General features: G+C 67.9%; 13 protein-coding genes and 1 tRNA gene. 10 read left to right on the top strand and 4 right to left on the bottom strand.

Features of this window, described 5'->3' with window-relative positions; all coding sequences use genetic code 11:
• Positions 1–84 precede the first annotated feature (84 nt).
• A complete protein-coding gene (locus ASD35_RS23195; protein WP_056877271.1) occupies positions 85–1,320 on the top strand; it encodes an HD-GYP domain-containing protein in 1,236 nt (411 codons plus the stop codon).
• A 57-nt stretch (positions 1,321–1,377) separates the two neighbouring features.
• Complete coding sequence (locus tag ASD35_RS23190; RefSeq protein ID WP_056877270.1) at positions 1,378–2,952, top strand: ABC transporter substrate-binding protein; 1,575 nt, start codon at positions 1,378–1,380, stop codon at positions 2,950–2,952.
• A gap of 31 nt (positions 2,953–2,983) precedes the next feature.
• Here ASD35_RS23190 and ASD35_RS23185 read toward each other — a convergent pair.
• Positions 2,984–3,073: transfer RNA gene (locus tag ASD35_RS23185), tRNA-Ser, on the bottom strand.
• 14 nt (positions 3,074–3,087) lie between these two features.
• Complete coding sequence (locus tag ASD35_RS23180) at positions 3,088–3,912, bottom strand: symmetrical bis(5'-nucleosyl)-tetraphosphatase (protein WP_056877269.1); 825 nt, start codon at positions 3,910–3,912, stop codon at positions 3,088–3,090.
• Positions 3,913–4,133: 221 nt separating this feature from the next.
• Here ASD35_RS23180 and ASD35_RS23175 point away from each other — a divergent pair, with 221 nt between their 5' ends.
• From ASD35_RS23175 to ASD35_RS23165, 3 genes are all read left to right on the top strand, one after another.
• Entirely contained in the window at positions 4,134–5,438 is a 1,305-nt protein-coding gene (locus ASD35_RS23175) for a hemolysin family protein (RefSeq protein ID WP_056877268.1), read from the top strand.
• A complete protein-coding gene (locus ASD35_RS23170) occupies positions 5,435–6,172 on the top strand; it encodes a SapC family protein (protein ID WP_082580375.1) in 738 nt (245 codons plus the stop codon). Before ASD35_RS23175 ends, ASD35_RS23170 begins: the two co-directional genes overlap by 4 nt.
• Positions 6,173–6,399: 227 nt before the next feature.
• Entirely contained in the window at positions 6,400–7,086 is a 687-nt protein-coding gene (locus ASD35_RS23165; RefSeq protein ID WP_056877266.1) for a hypothetical protein, read from the top strand.
• Positions 7,087–7,176: 90 nt separating this feature from the next.
• Here the strand turns inward: ASD35_RS23165 and ASD35_RS23160 are convergent, their stop codons facing one another.
• Together ASD35_RS23160 and ASD35_RS23155 are read right to left on the bottom strand one after the other, a co-directional pair.
• The gene (locus ASD35_RS23160; RefSeq protein WP_056877265.1) at positions 7,177–9,888 is read right to left on the bottom strand and encodes a TonB-dependent receptor; all 2,712 of its coding nucleotides are present in this window, start codon (positions 9,886–9,888) and stop codon (positions 7,177–7,179) included.
• Positions 9,889–10,339: 451 nt separating this feature from the next.
• Entirely contained in the window at positions 10,340–11,077 is a 738-nt protein-coding gene (locus tag ASD35_RS23155) for an IclR family transcriptional regulator (protein ID WP_056877264.1), read from the bottom strand.
• Between the two features lie 69 nt (positions 11,078–11,146).
• Between ASD35_RS23155 and ASD35_RS23150 the strand changes: the two genes are divergently transcribed.
• Genes ASD35_RS23150 through fahA form a run of 5 tightly spaced genes read left to right on the top strand, consistent with a single transcriptional unit; the run spans position 11,147 to position 16,419 of the window.
• Complete coding sequence (locus tag ASD35_RS23150) at positions 11,147–12,118, top strand: MBL fold metallo-hydrolase (protein WP_056877263.1); 972 nt, start codon at positions 11,147–11,149, stop codon at positions 12,116–12,118.
• A 4-nt stretch (positions 12,119–12,122) separates the two neighbouring features.
• Positions 12,123–13,706, top strand: coding sequence for an FAD-dependent oxidoreductase (locus tag ASD35_RS23145; RefSeq protein ID WP_056877262.1), 1,584 nt, complete (start codon positions 12,123–12,125; stop codon positions 13,704–13,706).
• Positions 13,699–13,911, top strand: coding sequence for a DUF2783 domain-containing protein (locus tag ASD35_RS23140; RefSeq protein WP_056877261.1), 213 nt, complete (start codon positions 13,699–13,701; stop codon positions 13,909–13,911). Before ASD35_RS23145 ends, ASD35_RS23140 begins: the two co-directional genes overlap by 8 nt.
• Positions 13,904–15,187 carry a homogentisate 1,2-dioxygenase gene (gene hmgA / locus ASD35_RS23135; RefSeq protein WP_056877260.1) on the top strand — a complete coding sequence of 428 codons (1,284 nt, stop codon included), beginning with the start codon at positions 13,904–13,906 and terminating at the stop codon, positions 15,185–15,187. Before ASD35_RS23140 ends, hmgA begins: the two co-directional genes overlap by 8 nt.
• A complete protein-coding gene (gene fahA, locus ASD35_RS23130; RefSeq protein ID WP_056877259.1) occupies positions 15,184–16,419 on the top strand; it encodes a fumarylacetoacetase in 1,236 nt (411 codons plus the stop codon). The genes hmgA and fahA overlap by 4 nt, the downstream gene beginning before the upstream one ends.
• Positions 16,420–16,554: the final 135 nt, after the last annotated feature.

Raw genomic sequence — 16,554 nt, 5'->3', positions numbered from 1 at the left:
TGGCTGTTTCACGGGAATCGTGCAAGGCGGCATGGCGGCGGCGACCGGGCACGGACATACTGCGCTCACACGGACGCCGCTGTCATGTTGAAGAAGATCGGGACCGCCGATGTGAGGCTGGGGATGTTCCTCCAATCGCTGGAAGGCGCTTGGTTGTCACATCCCTTTTGGAAGACCCGGTTCGTGCTGACCGACGCGGCAGACCTAGCGGCCTTGCAGGCCAGCGGAGTGCCGGCGGTGTGGATCGACGTCAGCAAGGGGGGCGATATCCCGGTCGCCGAGGCTTCCGAGCCGGTCCCGGCTGTGGCAGGGCAGGCCCCCGTCCCCGCCGCCTCGATCCCTCCGGCCGCGCCGGCCCCGCGGCCGCCGCGGGCCACCATCGAGGACGAACTCGATCATGCGGCACAGGTGCTGGGCCGCGCCAAAGGGGCGGTCATCGCGCTGTTCGGCGAGGCCCGCCTCGGCAGGGCCGTCGACAGCGAGGTCTGCCTGCCCATCGTCGACGAGGTGACGTCCTCGCTGGCACGCAACCCATCCGCTTTCGTCAGCCTGGCACGGCTCAAGGACAAGGACGACTACACCTACCTCCATTCGGTGGCGGTGTGTGGCCTGATGGTGGTCCTGGCCCGCCACATGGGCATGCCCGACGAGGAGGTGCGCGAAGCCGGCCTGGCCGGCCTGCTGCATGACGTCGGCAAGATGCAGATGCCGCTGGAGGTGCTGAACAAGCCAGGCGCGCTGACGGACGCCGAGTTCAACGTGATGCGCAGCCACCCGGAACGCGGCTGGGAGCTGCTCAAGGACGGCGCCCGGGTGCCGGCCTCGGCGCTGGACGTCTGCCTGCACCACCACGAGAAGATGGATGGCTCGGGCTACCCCCGCAAGCTTCAGGGCGACCAGATCAGCCGCTTCGCGCGCATGGGCGCGGTCTGCGACGTGTACGACGCCATCACGTCCACGCGGCCCTACAAGAACGCCTGGGACCCCGCCGGCTCGCTGCAACGCATGTCGCAATGGCGAGGGCATTTCGACCCGGTCATCTTCCAGTCCTTCGTGAAGAGCATCGGCATCTATCCGACGGGCACGCTGGTGCGCCTGCAATCGGGGCGCCTGGCCGTCGTGGTCGAGCAGAACCCCACCTCGCTGATCGCCCCGCGTGTCAAGGTCTTCTACTCCACCAAGGCCGGCATGCCCATCCCGGTGCAGGCGGTGGACCTCGGCGCGCCGGGCGCGACGGACCGCATCGCCGGCCGCGAGCCGCCGGAGAACTGGGGCTTCACCCACCTCGAAGAGCTCTGGAACCCGAACGGCAAACGGTAACCAAAGGGCTTTGCGAGGCCTCCTAAACTGCCCCGTCTGGCAGTTGGGAGATTGGCAATGAAGCGATGGATTGGGATGGCCCTCGTGGCGCTGGCGGGGTTGGCACAGGGCGCTTCCGCGCAGACGCTGCGCTGGGCCAGCCAGGCCGACCCCCAGACCATGGACCCGCACTCGCAGAACGAGACGGTGACCAACATGGTCAACGCCGAGATCTATGAGCGCCTGACCAGCCGCGACGCGAAGCTGGCACTCGTGCCGGGCCTTGCCGAGCAGTGGACGCAGACCGGCCCGCTGACCTGGCGCTTCAAGCTGCGTGCCGGCGTCAGGTTCCACGATGGCACGCCGCTGACGGCCGACGATGTGGTCTTCTCCATCCAGCGCGCCAAGGAGCCGACGTCGCAGATCGCCGTCTACGCGAACGCGGTCGGGGTTCCCAAGCGCGTGGACGACCTGACGGTCGACTTCCAGCTGGCGACCTTCAACCCCATCTTCCTGCAGCACATCGACCAGCTCTGGATCATGAGCCGCAAGTGGGCCGAGACGCACCGCGTGACCAAGCCGCTGGATTTCAAGAACAAGGAAGAGAGCTTCGCCGCGACGCACGCCAACGGCACCGGCCCGTTCATGCTGGTCACCCGCCAACCTGGCATCAAGACGGTGCTCAAGCGCAACCCCAACTGGTGGAACAAGTTCGTGGGCAATGTGCAGGAGGTCGTGTTCACGCCCATCACGAGCGACGCGACGCGGCTGGCCGCGCTGGTCTCGGGCGAGGTGGACTTCGTGCACGACCCCGCCCCGCGCGACGTCGCGCGCCTGCGCAACACGGCCGGCGTGAAGATCATCGACGGCCCCGAGAACCGGCTCGTCTTCATCGGCATGGACCAGGCGCGCGACAAGCTGCTGTACGCCAATGTGCCGGGCGGCAAGAACCCCTTCAAGGACCTGCGCGTGCGCCGCGCGCTCTACCAGGCCATCGACGTCGAGGCGCTGAAGTCCAAGCTGATGAGCGGCATGTCCGTCCCCACCGGTGGGCTGACGCCGTCGAGCAACGCGGCCTTCGACGACCCGGCGCTGGAAATGCGCCTGCCCCACGACCTGGCCGCCGCCCGCAAGCTGATGGCCGAGGCCGGCTTTGCCGATGGCTTCGAGGTGACGCTGGACTGCCCGAACAACCGCTACATCAACGACGAGCAGATCTGCTCGGCGCTGGCCGCGATGTGGGCGCAGCTGAAGGTGAAGGTCAAGGTCAACGCGATGCCGCGCGTGCAGTACTTCCCCAAGCTGGAGAAGCTCGACACCAGCCTCTACATGTACGGCTGGGGCGGCAGCATCACCGATGCCGAAACCATCCTGACGCCGCTGTACCGCAACCGCGGCGACAAGGGCGTGGGCAACTACAACTACGGCAACTTCCGCAATGACAAGGCCGACGCGCTGGCCGCGCAGAGCAGCATCGAGCCGGATCCAAAAAAGCGCGAGCAGCAGATCCGCGGTGCGCTGGCCGCGTTGCGCGAGGACGTCAACGTCATCCCGCTGCACCGCCAGATCATTCCCTGGGCGGCGCGGGCCAACGTCACGGCGGTGCACCGCCCCGACAACTGGCTGGAGCTTGCCTGGGTGCAGGTCAAGTAGCGGCGCCGGCTTGGCGCTTCGCATGATCAATTGGCGGAGGCTGTGAGATTCGAACTCACGGGCCGTTTGACCGGCCGACGGTTTTCAAGACCGTTGGGTTAAACCGCTCCCCCAAGCCTCCGAAGGGTGCGCATTCTACGAGCCCGGCGCCTGCGCCTGTTCGCACTGCACCTGGATGATCTCCCGCCGGTTGCCGTCGACACGCGCGGCAGTCAGCTGGCCGCCCCAGATGCAGCCGGTGTCCAAGCCCAGCAGCATCGGCTGGTCCAGCAGCCCCAGCGTCGACCAGTGGCCGAAAGCGATGGGCGTGTCGGCCGTGCGCCGCCCGGGCGCGTCGAACCAGGGCATGAGGCCCTCGGGTGCAGCGCGGGCGCCGTCCTTGGTCTTGAAGTCCATCGTGCCGTCCGCGGCGCAAAAGCGCAGCCGCGTCAGCACGTTGACCGTGAAGCGCAGCCGCTCGACGCCGGCGAGGTCGGGTGACCAGCGCACGGGCTCGTTGCCGTACATGACGTGCAGGAAGTCGCTCAGTGCGGGGCCGCGCAGCACAGCCTCGACCTCCGCGGCCGCGGCCAGCGTGTCGTCACGACTCCATTGCGGCACCACGCCCGCGTGCACCATCAGCCAGCCGGTCTCGAAGACGGCCAGGCGCTGGTGCCTCAGCCAATCGAGCAGCGCGTCGCGGTCGGCGGCGTGGAGGACGGGCGCGAGCGTGTCGCTGCGGTGCACGCGCCGCGCGCCATGGGCCACCGCGAGCAGGTGCAGGTCGTGGTTGCCCAGCAGGCAGGTCGCCGCGTTGCCCAGGCCCTGCAGCCGCCGCAACGTCGCCAGCGACTCAGGGCCGCGGTTGACGAGGTCGCCCAGCAGCCAGAGCCGGTCGCGCGAGGGGGAAAAGTCCAGACGTTGCAGCAGCCGCTCCAGCGCGTCGCAGCAGCCTTGCAGATCGCCGATCAGGTAGTTCATGCGTTGAGTTGGGCGCCGTGGGCGGCGTTCAGGCGTCGGGCCGTCGGCGTCTGGCGGGGATGGGTCGGGGCAATGGCCCGATTGTTCCTTCTCCGGATGTTGCGGCGCGGGCCGCGCGGCCACAGGGAATGTGCGATGGGCGCCGTCATGGCCATCTGCTAGTCTCCCGGGCTTCGTTTTAGACGTTGCGCCGCCTCGGGCTCCCTGGCGTGGCGCCATTGATGGATACCGCACTCGTTCTCTTCCTGATCCTGCTCAACGGCCTGTTTGCAATGTCGGAGATGGCCCTGACGGCAAGCCGCAAGGCGCGGCTGCAGGTGATGGTGGAGGGCGGCGAGAGCGGCGCGCAGGCGGCGATGGACCTGCACGACAACCCCACCAAGTTCCTGTCGACCGTGCAGATCGGCATCACCGGCATCGGCGTGCTGAACGGCATCGTCGGCGACGCGGCCTTCTCCGGCCCACTGTCGCAATGGCTGAGCCGCAGCTTCGGGCTGAACCCGGAGGCGACGCAGATCGCCGCGACGGCGATGGTCGTCATCATCATCACGCTGCTGACCATCGTCTTCGGCGAGCTGGTGCCCAAGCGCGTCGGGCAGATCTACCCGGAGACCGTGGCCCGCCTCGTCGCGCCGCCGATGAACGTCATCTCCACCGCGACGCGGCCGCTGGTGAAGCTGCTGAGCTTCTCGACCGAGGCGACGCTCGGGCTGCTGGGCCTGCGCAACCGGGGTCAGCGCGGCGTGACGGAAGAAGAGATCGCCGCCAGCCTGGAAGAGGGCCTGGACGCAGGCGTCATCGAGCAGCATGAGCACCAGATGGTGCGCAATGTGTTCCGGCTGGATGAGCGCCAGGTCGGCTCGATGATGATCCCGCGCACCGAGATCGCCTGGCTGGAAGTGGACGCGACGCCGGCCGAGGTGCTGGCCGTGCTGCGAGAGCATGGCTTCAGCCGCTATCCCGTATGCCGCGGCGGCCTGACCGAGGTGCTGGGCGTGGCCAATGCGCCGGCGCTGCTGGCCGGCATGCTCGAAGGCCTGCCGCTGGACCTGACGGCGGGCCTGGAGCCACCGCTGTTCGTGCCCGAGACGCTGTCGGGCATGGAGCTGCTGGAACATTTCCGCGTGTCGGACGCGCCGCTCGTCTTCGTCGTCGATGAGTATGGCGAGGTGCAGGGCGTGATCGCCGTGCGCGACGTGCTGGAAGCCATTGCCGGGGAGTTCAATGCCCCGAGCGACGGCGATGCCTGGGCGGTGCAACGCGAGGACGGGAGCTGGCTAATCGACGGCCTGATCCCCGTGCCCGAGTTGAAGGACCGCCTGGCGCTGAAGGAACTGCCCGAGGAGGACCGTGGCCGCTACAACACCCTGGCCGGCATGATCATGCTGCTGCTGGGGCGCTTGCCGCGCACGACCGATGTGGTGGAGTGGGACGCGTGGAGATTCGAGGTCGTGGACCTCGACGGCAAGCGTGTAGACAAAGTGCTGGTCAGTCGTCTGGCCGAACCTGGAGAGAGAGAAACATGAGCAACCCCCCGATGTACGGCGAACTGCTGCCGCTGGACCGTGAAATCCACAAGAACCTGAAGCTGGACACCGAACTGGCCGCGGTGACCCGCGTGGCCGACCAGAACTCGGTCTTCCTGGCCGCCGTCGAGTTCGGCGATGCCTGCAAGGAGTTCCCCATCGTCTTCGTGCGCGCCGGCGAGCCGGGCGCGGACGGCAAGGCGCCGGTGGCACCGCTGGCCGTGCTGGGCCTGAAGCCGGGTTCCAACCTCTACGTCGAGGGCGACAAGTGGACCGGCAACTACGTGCCGGCCTATGTGCGCCGCTACCCGTTCGCGATGGCCCGCCTGGACGGCAACGTCAACAACCTGGCCGTCTGCTACGACAGCAAGTGGGCCGGCTTCAACGACACGACCGGCGAGCCGCTGTTCAAGGACGGCCAGCCGACCGAGTTCCTGGTCAACGCCAAGAACTTCCTCGAGAACTTCGAGCAGGAGTCCGAGCGCACCCGCCTGATCTGCAACCTGCTCGTCGAGATGGACCTGCTGCAGGACATGCGTTTCGAGGCGACGCTGCCGAATGGCGAGAAGCTGGACGTCGAGGGCTTCCTGGCCCTGGACGAAAAGAAGTACGCCGAGTTGCCGGACGACAAGGTGCTGCAACTGCACCGCAATGGCCTCATCGCGATGATCGAGATGCATCGCCTGTCGATGACCAACATGAACCGCCTGGCGGCGCGCTACGCGACCGTCTGAGCCCTGCGGCTGCGCACGCAAAGGCCACGCGATGCGCGGCCTTTTTCTTGGCCGTCGCGCCGCTCGAAGCCAGGGGCGGCGCCGGCTTGTTCACTCATTCTGGGGGGCGGGTAAACCCAAGCTGCCCGGGAAATCACTTGTATCGGGCTGTGAGCCATGGGGAAAAGTCACGTGCGAATGCCTAGACTTCGCCGCTTCGGTGCGTTGGGCGCCAAGGACGTAGTGTGATGATCCCTAGCTTCAAAGAGAGCCGCCGCACGCCGCTGAATCCCTTCGGCGGCCCGCCGTTGGAATTGAACAGCGACTTCGGAGAGTTGGAGGGCGAGGCCCTCGGGCTGGTGGAGCGGCGCTACGCCGACCGTGGCCTGGCCGTGGCACGTGAGCGCTTCAGCAGCCGCAACGAGGCGGGCGACGTGGTCTGCACCGCGCGCGACGGGGAGAAGATCGTGGGCACGCTGACCGTGCGCTTCGATGGTGCGGACGGGCTGAAAGCCGACCTTCTCTTCGCGGCCGAACTGGCCGAATGGCGTTCCACCGGTGTCACGCTCTGCGAGTTCGGCAGCCTGGCGGTGGACAAGCATTCCCATGACCCACGGCGCGTGCTGGCGCAGGTCTTCCACCTCGGCTACCTGCATGCCCATCGCCGTGCGCGTTGCGAGCGCCTCATCATCGAGGTCAACCCGCGGCACGTCGCGTTCTATCGCCGCTGGCTCGGCCTGCTGCCGTACACGACGGCGCGCCACAACCCGCGCGTCAACGCACCGGCGGTGCTGATGAGCGTGGACTTCGCCACGGTGCGCGAACAGATCGCGCTGTGGGGCGGTCGGCCGGAGCTGCTGGTCTCGGCGCGCAGCCTCTATCCACTGGCGTGGGACGAGGCGACGGAAGCTGCCATGCTGGCCAAGATTGCCTGACTAGGCGGGTTATTTCATGCGGCGCGATGATGCGCCGCGCACAAAAAAGGGGCCCCGCAAAGGGCCCCTTGGCTTTGGCGAGACGGTCGATCAGAAATCGTAGGACGCGCGCACGTAGTAGGCGCGGCCGATCGGGCTCGTGTAGCGTGGGTCGTAGCCGGCCTGGAAGACTTGCGTCTGGTAGCTCAGCGGCGGATCGCGGTCGGTCAGGTTGTGAACGCCCAGCGTCAGCGTGGCGCCCTTCATCGGCCGCCACGAGCCGAACAGGTCCATCGTCGCGTAGTTGCTGACGTGGTTGGTCGGGTCGGAATCGATGTAGCCTGACTTGTAGTGCAGCGTCGCACCCGCCGTGAAGGCATCCTTGGCCCAGACGCCGGTCAGCGTGTGCTGCCAGCGGAACACCGGGCCTGCGCCGGAGTAGACGCCGACGTTCTGGTTCCACGGGCCGTCGCGGAAGTCCTGGTACTCGTACTTGGTGACGTAGGTGCTGTTCAGGCCGAAAGTGAACGTGCCGACAGCCGAGGGCAGGCGGTAGTTGGCCGTGATGTCCACGCCGTTGGTGTTGGTGCCGCCGAGGTTCTGCTGGCGCACGTCCACGTAGCCGCAGTTGGCGCCCGGGCACTGGTTGCCGTTGCTGGACAGCTGGTTGCTGCCGTTGCGGTGGAAGTACTGGCTGAACAGCGCGTAGTTGGCGGCGTCGAACAGCGAGTCGTCACCGACGACGCCGATCTGGTTCTTCAGGCGCAGCCACCAGAAGTCCAGGCCGACGCTCAGGTCGGTCGTGGGTTGAACCATGAGGCCCAGCGTCGCGTTCTTGCTCTTCTCAGGTTCGAGCTTCAGATTGCCGCCATTGAGCACCATGAACTGGTTGTTGCACACCGAATTGGGACCGGTACCGTCTCCACCCGGGCACAGCAGCGGGTCGGCCACGTTGCCGGAATTGGTGTAGGTCTGGGCTGCATTCAGCTCATACAGCGACGGTGCGCGGAAGCCCGTCGAATAGGAGCCACGCACCAGCACCTGCTTGCTCGGTTGGAAGCGGAAGCCGATCTTCGGATTGGTGGTGTTGCCGAAGTCGTTGTACTTGTCGTAGCGCACCGCCGCAGTGATGTCGAGCGACGCCAACAGCGGCACGTTCAACTCGGCGTACGCCGCGGAGACCTTGCGCGAGCCTGCGCTGTAGGTGGCGGGATCGATGCCGGTCGAGTCGATGACGACCGCTGCGTAGCCCGGGTTGGCCTGCTGGGTGAACTTCTCCTTGCGGAACTCGGTGCCGATGGCGACGGCCGACTGACGGCCCGCGCCGAACCAGTCGCCGATCTCGCGGCTGGCGCGCGCGTCGATGTTGGTCGTCGTGCCCTTGGCGTACATGATCAGGCCGCTCGCGCCGGCCTGGTCGAGCAGCGCCTGGCCCTGGGCGCTCTGTGCGCCGAAGGGATTGATCACACCGGTCAGCACGCCTTCATAGATCATCGGGCCGTTGGCGTAGCCGCTGGTCAGCTTCTCGTCGACCTTGTTCTGGTTGTGGCTCACGCCCACGGCGTAGTCCCAGCCGGCGACGGTGCCTTCCAGCGACAGCGTGAAGCGCTGCTGCGTGTTGGTGTTGCTGTCGCCACGCTGGCCATTGGGCATGTCGCGCCAGCGGGCAATCACGTAGCCCGGCTGCACCAGGGCGCCGCCTTCGCTGACGGTCGTGCCGGCCAGCCCGTCAGACTGATCGGCCGCCATGCCGTTGAAGGTCGGGCTCAGCGCGGGGTTGGTCGGGAAGTAGGGGTTGGGCGTGCCATCGGGGCGCAGGCGGTTCATCGGCAGGAAGCCGAACGGCACCGGCGCGATCAGCGTCTTCACGTTGCTGCGCGTGATGAAGTACTCCGCGCCCAGCGTGTGGTCGCTTCCCAGCTTCACGTCGCCCTTGATCATGCCGGACGCGCGCTCGGTCTTCGGGATGTAGTCCACGAAGTTGGACGTCGTCATCGAGCAGGAGGTGCCGTCGCCGCCTGGAACGATGAAGGTGCCGTTCGTGCAGGCGGGGGCGGCGGGGTTGTACCAAACGTTCGGGTCTTGGTAGTAGTTGGCCGGCGAGGGCGAGCCGGAGATGCCGCCCGCGTAGCGGGTATTGAACGGCCGCTGCGAGCCGGTGATGCGGTCCTGCTTCTGGAAGTCGACGAAGCCGAAGACGTTGAAGCCCTGGGTCTCCAGGTCGCCGAAGCCGAAGCCGGCGTTGGCGTTCTGCGACTTGCCGCCTGCGTGTTGGGGAATTTCGGCCCCCACCGACACCGTGCCGCCCTGGTAGTCCTTGCGGGTGATGAAGTTGATGACGCCGCCGATGGCATCCGTGCCGTACAGCGCGGAGGCACCGTCCCGCAGCACCTCGATGCGGTCGATGGCGGCCATCGGGATCATGTTCAGGTCGGGCGCGGAGCCGTCGAACGCGTTGTTCGCGATGCGCCGCCCGTTCAGGAGGACGAGCGTCTTGTTGGCGCCGACGCCGCGCAGGTCGGCAAACGAGGCGCCGCCGGTGGACGCGCCCACGGCTTGGCTGGTGCCCAGGCTGGTCTGGCTGGCCGTCAGCGTGCTGAGGATCTGTTCGACCGTCGTCAGGCCTTGCTGCTTGATGTCCTTCATCCGGAACACCGTGATCGGCACGGCCGTTTCGGCGTCCAGGCGCTTGATCGCCGAGCCGGTCACCGTCACGCGCTCGATCTGCTGCGGCTCCGGGTTGGCCGGCGCCTGCTGCGCCCAAGCGCTGAAACCGCCAACGGTCAAGACGACCGCGGCGGCGATTTTGGTTTGCTTATGCATTACTGCTCCAGGAAAGGTCGGCAATGGGGGGTGGTTGCCAAGAAGGTCAGCCGCGAGAGCGCCGGATCGAGCGCAGGCTGGTGTTCAAATTTTCCGGGGCCGTAGAAAAACGCGATTCCTGGGGAATACCCGTATTTGGGCAAAAAGGCGTCGCCGGCGAGGGTGCGGTTTGGAGGTTAGGGTGTTGATTTACAACGACTTTATGAGCGCCGTGACCTCGGCGTACCGACGCCGTACGCTGCGTTTTGCCAACTGGCAAAATAAATTCACAATACTTGACGCAAGAGAAATATTACTTAGCGTTTGAAGACCAAGCGGATGGGCGTGCTTGGTGATGGCTGGACAATTTCGCTGAATTCGATATTTGCAAATATTCCAGCCGCCTGAATTGCAAAAATAGTTTGCGATAGGTTGCCGAAAGAATCCTTGCTGCGGCCTTGCGGGCCACCCATCAATCCGGCCGTTGATGGCCTAGCCGCTGCGACAACACTTGGGCCGCCTCCCTCAACGCCAGCGCCAACGTGCCGTCCGGCGCCGTGTCGAAGCTGGCGCTCGGGCCGATGGCCGTCAGCGCCAGCACCAGCCGGCCGGCGGCATCGAACACCGGTGCCGCGGCGGCACTGACGCCCGCGACGACGCCGTCCCGCGAGGTCGCGAGGCCAGCTTCGCGCACCGCTGCCGTGGCGCGGGCGTCGGGAAGGGGTTCGGCCAACAAGGCCGCATCGTCGGACCGCCAAGTGGCAAACAAGCGGCCGGACGCCGTCCCTGCCAGGCTCATCACCGTGCCGTGCCGCATGCTGATGTGCACCGGTGCCGGCCCCTCCGCCACGCGCACGATGGTCGGGCCACGCGTGCCCCAGACCGCGATTGCCACCGTATGCCCCAGCCGCAGCGCCAGGTCCTCGATGACAGGCGTGGCCAGCCGCACCGGGTCGTACTGCTGCAGGCTGATCAGCCCCAATTGCAGCGCCAATGGCCCCAGGCCGTAAGGGCCGGCGCCGTCCGCCTGCTCGACCAAGCCGAGCTTGATGAAGCTCACCAGATAGGGATGCGCCTTGGCCGGCGTCATGCCCGCTTCGCGCGCAAGGTCCTTCAAGGCCATCGGCCGGCCGTGGTGGGCCAGCGCCAGCAGCAGTTGTCCACCGACTTCGATGCTCTGGATGCCGCGCGGGGCCTTGGCGTCTTTCATGCAGAAAATTCTATATTGGTGAATTCATTTGGATTAGGCTAAATTTCAGACTTGCCGTTGGAGACCCGCATGACGACCCAGAAAGCCTTTGCCTCCCAAGCCGACCTCGAGGAAAAGAAGGTCACGTTCGAGCGCCTGTCCGAGCACGCCTGGGCGTACACCGCCGAGGGCGACCCGAACACCGGCATCGTCATCGGCCGTGACGCGGTCATGGTGGTCGACACGCAGGCCACGCCGGTCATGGCGGCCGATGTGATCCGCCGCATCCGCGAGGTGACGGCCGCGCCGATCAAGTACGTGCTGCTCAGCCATTACCACGCGGTGCGCGTGCTGGGCGCCTCCGCGTTCAAGGCCGAGGGCCTGGAGCAGGTCATTGCCAGCGAGGCGACGCTGGCGCTCATCCAGGAGCGCGGCGAACAGGACAAGGCCAGCGAGATCGGCCGCTTCCCGCGCCTGTTCCGCAACGTCGAATCGGTGCCGCCGGGGCTGACCTGGCCGATGCTGACCTTCAGCGGCCGCCTGACGCTGGACCTGGGCGGCGTGAAGGTCGAGATGTTCTCGCCCGGCCGCGGGCACACGGCGGGCGACACGGTGGCCTGGCTGCCCGAGGAGCGCGTGCTGTTCAGCGGCGACCTGGTCGAGTTTGACGCGACGCCGTACTGCGGTGACGCCCACTTCACCGACTGGCCGGCGACGCTGGACGCCATCGCGGCGCTGGGCGCCCAGGCGCTGGTGCCCGGCCGCGGACCGGCGCTGAAGGGCGCGGAGCAGGTCGCCGCGGGCCTGGGCGGCACCCGCGCCTTCGTCAGCGAGTTGTATGCGGCCGTGCGGGCGGGCGTGCAGGCCGGTGAGGAATTGAAATCGGTCTACCAGCGCACCATCGCCGCGCTGCGTCCGAAGTACGGGCACTGGGTGATCTTCGACCACTGCATGCCGTTCGACGTGACGCGTGCGTATGACGAAGCCGGCGGCACCGCGCACCCGCGCATCTGGACCGCCGAGCGCGACGTGGAGATGTGGAAGGCCCTCGAGGGAGCGTGATCCCGTGGACCTGCCGCGCTACCCCTACCACCAGACGCTGGAACAGCGCTCCGGCCAGCCGCAGCGCCGGCCCGTCGTCATCGTCGGCGCCGGCCCGGTCGGGCTGACGCTGGCGCTGGACCTGGCCAGGCGCGACGTGCCGGTCGTCGTCATCGATGACAGCGACCGCATCGGCGAGGGCTCGCGTGCGGTCTGCTGGGCCAAGAAGACGCTGGAGGTGTTCGACCGTCTCGGCGTCGGCGAGGCCATCGCGCGCGAGGGCGTGCGCTGGCAGCGCGGCCGCGTGTTCCACGGCGAGCGCGAGGCCTACGCCTTCGACCTGCTGCCCGAGGCCCATCACAAGATGCCGGCGATGGTGAACCTGCAGCAGGACCAGGTCGAGGCGCGCCTGGTGCGCGCCGCGCAACTGGACGGGCGCATCGAACTGCGCGGCCGGCACGAGCTGATCGGGCTGGAGCAGGACGGCGACGGCGTGACGCTGACCGTGCGCACGCCGGATGGCTTGTTCGACATGCGCGCCGACTGGGTCGTGGGTTGCGACGGCGCGCGCAGCCCGACGCGCAGCCTGCTGGGCCTGAGTTTCCAGGGCCAGGTTTTCGAGGACCGCTTCCTCATCGCCGACGTGCGCCTCGCGCCCGGCGTGCGGCCGCGCGGGCTGGACCCGGCCCGGCCGGAGCGCTGGTTCTGGTTCGACCCGCCCTTTCACCGCGGCCAGTCGGTGCTGCTGCATGCGCAGGCCGACGGCTTGTGGCGCATCGACTTCCAGTTGGGGCGCGATGCCGATATCGAGGCCGAGCGCGACGTGGCGCGCATCCAGGCGCGCGTCGCCGCCATGCTGGACAGCGACGGCTTCGAGCTGGTGTGGTCGTCCATCTACCAGTTCTGCTGCCGCCGCGCCGAGCGCTTTCGCGTCGGGCGCGTGCTGCTCGCGGGCGACGCGGCCCACCAGGTCTCGCCCTTCGGCGCGCGGGGCGCCAACAGCGGCGTGCAGGATGCCGACAACCTCGGCTGGAAGCTGGCCGCGGTGCTGCGCGGGGAGGGGAGCGACGCGCTGCTGGACGCCTACGAGTTCGAGCGCATCGAGGCCGCCGACGACAACATCGGCCACTCGACACGTGCCACCGATTTCATCAGCCCTAAGAGCGCGCTGAGCCGGCGCTTTCGCCGCGCGGCGCTGGACCTCGCGGCCCGCACCGAATTCGCCAAGCCGCTGGTCAACAGCGGGCGGTTGTCGCTGCCGAGCGCGCATGTCGACTCACCGCTCAGCACGCCCGACGCGGACCCGTGGGCCGGCGGCCCCGGCCCGGGCTGCCCGGCGCCCGATGCGCCGCTCGACGGCGGCGGCTGGCTCAGCGAGCGCTTGCGCGGCGGCTTCGCGTTGCTGGCCTTCGGCTGGCCGGTGAACGTCGAGCGCCTGCCGGTCATCACGCTGCCGGGCGAAGGCCTGGCCGCGACGCGCTACGGCGCGAGGCCGGGCAGCGTGGTCTTGTTGCGCCCCGACGGCGTCGTCGCCGCGCGCTGGCACCGCTTCGATGCCGATGCGGTGAGTGCGGCGCTGCTGCGTGCCCATGGGAGACCCAATGAGTAAATTGAACCTGACCCCAAATTTCGGGCCGAACCCATCTGAAGGGGCGGACGCCTTCTACGCCGAGCTGATCGCCGCCCAGGCCGGCCTGAGCGACGAGGCGGCGGCCGACTGGCTCACGCGGCTGACGCTCATCTTGTGCAACCACATCGGCGACCGCGAAGTGCTCACGCAAGCCTTCGCGTTGGCCCACGAACACCATGACTGACCTCCACTACCTGACCGGCTTCGGCAACCAACACAGCTGCGAGGCCGTGCCCGGCGCGCTGCCCATCGGCCGAAACAGCCCGCAGCGCGCGCCGCATGGGCTGTACGCCGAGCTGCTGTCCGGCAGCGCCTTCACCGCGCCGCGCGCCGACAACCAGCGCACCTGGATGTACCGCCGCCGGCCATCGGTCGTCGTCGGTGGCTACGCACCGCTGGCGCATGCGCATTGGAAGAGCGGCGCCGCCGAAGGCGACTGCGCTTCGCCCGACCCGCTGCGCTGGGGGCCGACGCCGCTGCAGGGCGATGGCGATTTCGTCGACGGGCTGCGCAGCTACGCCGTCAACGGCGAGGTGGGCATCCAGGGCATGGCCGCGCTGGCCTATGTCGCGCACCGATCCATGGGCCGGCGCGCGCTCGTCAATGCCGACGCCGAGATGCTGCTGGTGCCGCAACAGGGCCGCCTGCTCGTCACGACCGAGCTGGGCCGCCTCGAAGTCGCGCCTGGCTCCATCGCGCTGCTGCCGCGCGGCCTGGCGTTCAAGGTCGACCCGCTGGACGTGCCCGCCCGCGGCTACGTCTGCGAGAACCATGGCGCGGCCTTGCGCCTGCCCGAGCTGGGCCCCATCGGCTCCAACGGCCTGGCCAACCCGCGGGACTTCGAGGCGCCCGTGGCGTGGTTTGAAACGGAGGAGGGCGCCTACGAGATCGTCAAGCGCTATGGCGGCAAGCTCTGGCGCGCCACGCAGGCCCACAGCCCTTTCAACGTCGTCGCCTGGCATGGCAACCTCGCGCCCTACCGCTACGACACGGCGCGCTTCATGACGATCAACACCGTCAGCTTCGACCACCCCGACCCCAGCATCTTCACGGTGCTGACCAGCCCGAGCGACACGCCCGGCTGGGCTAACGTCGACTTCGTCATCTTCCCGCCGCGCTGGATGGTGGCCGAGGACACCTTCCGCCCGCCCTGGTACCACCGCAACGTGATGAGCGAGTTCATGGGCCTGGTGCTGGGCCAGTACGACGCCAAGCCCGAGGGCTTCAAGCCCGGTGGCGCCAGCCTGCACAACAGCCACGTGCCGCACGGCCCCGACACCGAGGCCTTTGACAAGGCCAGCGGCGCGGAGCTGACGCCGCACAAGCTGGACCAGACGCTGGCCTTCATGTTCGAGACGCGTTGGCCGTTGAAGCCCACGAGCTGGGCGCTCAAGGGCGCACCGCTGGAGACGACCTATGCCAGCTGCTGGCAAGGCCTGAAGGACGAATTCAAAGCATGAGCATGATCGACCACACCCACGACGCCGCGGCCTGCTCCTGGGTTGCCTCGGCCAACGACCCGGCCACCGATTTCCCGCTGCAGAACCTGCCGTTCTGTTCCTTCCGCCGTGCCGGCACGCTGGAGCCTTTCCGTATCGGCGTGGGCATTGGCGACCAGATCCTGGACCTGACCGGCTGGGGCATCACCGACCTGAATGCGCTGATGGCCCGCTCCAGCAGCGAGCGGCGGGCACTGCGCCACCGTCTCTTCGACACGCTGAAGGTCGGTGCGCCCGAGCTGGAACTCGTGCCGCAGGCCGCCGCGGAATACACCGTGCCCTGCCGCATCGGCGACTACACCGACTTCTACACCGGCATCCACCACGCCCGCGCCATCGGCAAGCTGTTCCGCCCGGACAACCCGTTATTGCCCAACTACCAATGGGTGCCCATCGGCTACCACGGCCGCAGCAGCTCCATCGTGGTCAGCGGCACGCCGCTGCGCCGCCCCAAGGGCCAGGTCAAGCCGCCGGACGCCGACATGCCGGTCTTCAAGCCCAGTGCGCGCATCGACTGCGAACTGGAGCTGGGCCTGTTCGTCGGCCCCGGCAATGCGCTGGGCGAGCCCTTCGGCATCGACGAGGCCGACGAGCACGCCTTCGGCCTGACGCTGCTCAACGACTGGTCGGCCCGGGACATCCAGCCCTGGGAGTACCAGCCGCTAGGCCCCTTCCTCGCGAAAAATTTCGGCACGACCATCTCGCCGTGGATCGTCACGATGGAGGCGTTGGAGCCCTTCCGCATCCCGTTCATGCGGCCCGTGGGCGACCCGCAGCCGCTGCCCTATCTGGACTCGCCGGCCCACCGTGCGGGCGCTGCCTACGACATCGAGCTGGAGATCTGGTTCAAGACGCCGGGCATGGCCGAGCCGACCCGCCTGTCGCGCTCCAACCTGCGCCACGCCTACTGGTCGCTCGCGCAGATGCTGACCCACCACGCCAGCAACGGCTGCAACCTGCAGCCCGGCGACCTGCTGGGCACCGGCACCCTCAGCGGCCCCGAGCCGGAGGAAGCCGGCTCGCTGCTGGAATTGACCGGTGGCGGGAAGCAGCCTCTCACGCTGCCGAACGGCGAGCAGCGCACCTTCATGCAGGACGGCGACCAGCTCGGCCTGCGCGCCTTTGCGGAGAAACCCGGATACCGCCGCATCGGCTTCGGCGCCTGCGACGGCGTCATCCTGCCGGCCCGCTGAGGCCACAAAGCGGGGCGTGGCTGGCTCGTTTTTGTGCGCCAGCGGAATGTTGCGGTACACCAAAGGTGCGACGCGCACCTTTACGGGCTCAGGGTGATCCAGAAACGTGCGGCCGGCGGCGGCCGCGCAGGGATG

The organism is Pelomonas sp. Root1444, assembly GCF_001426885.1.
GTDB lineage: Bacteria > Pseudomonadota > Gammaproteobacteria > Burkholderiales > Burkholderiaceae_C > Pelomonas.
This window is presented reverse-complemented; position numbering and strand designations above follow the sequence as displayed.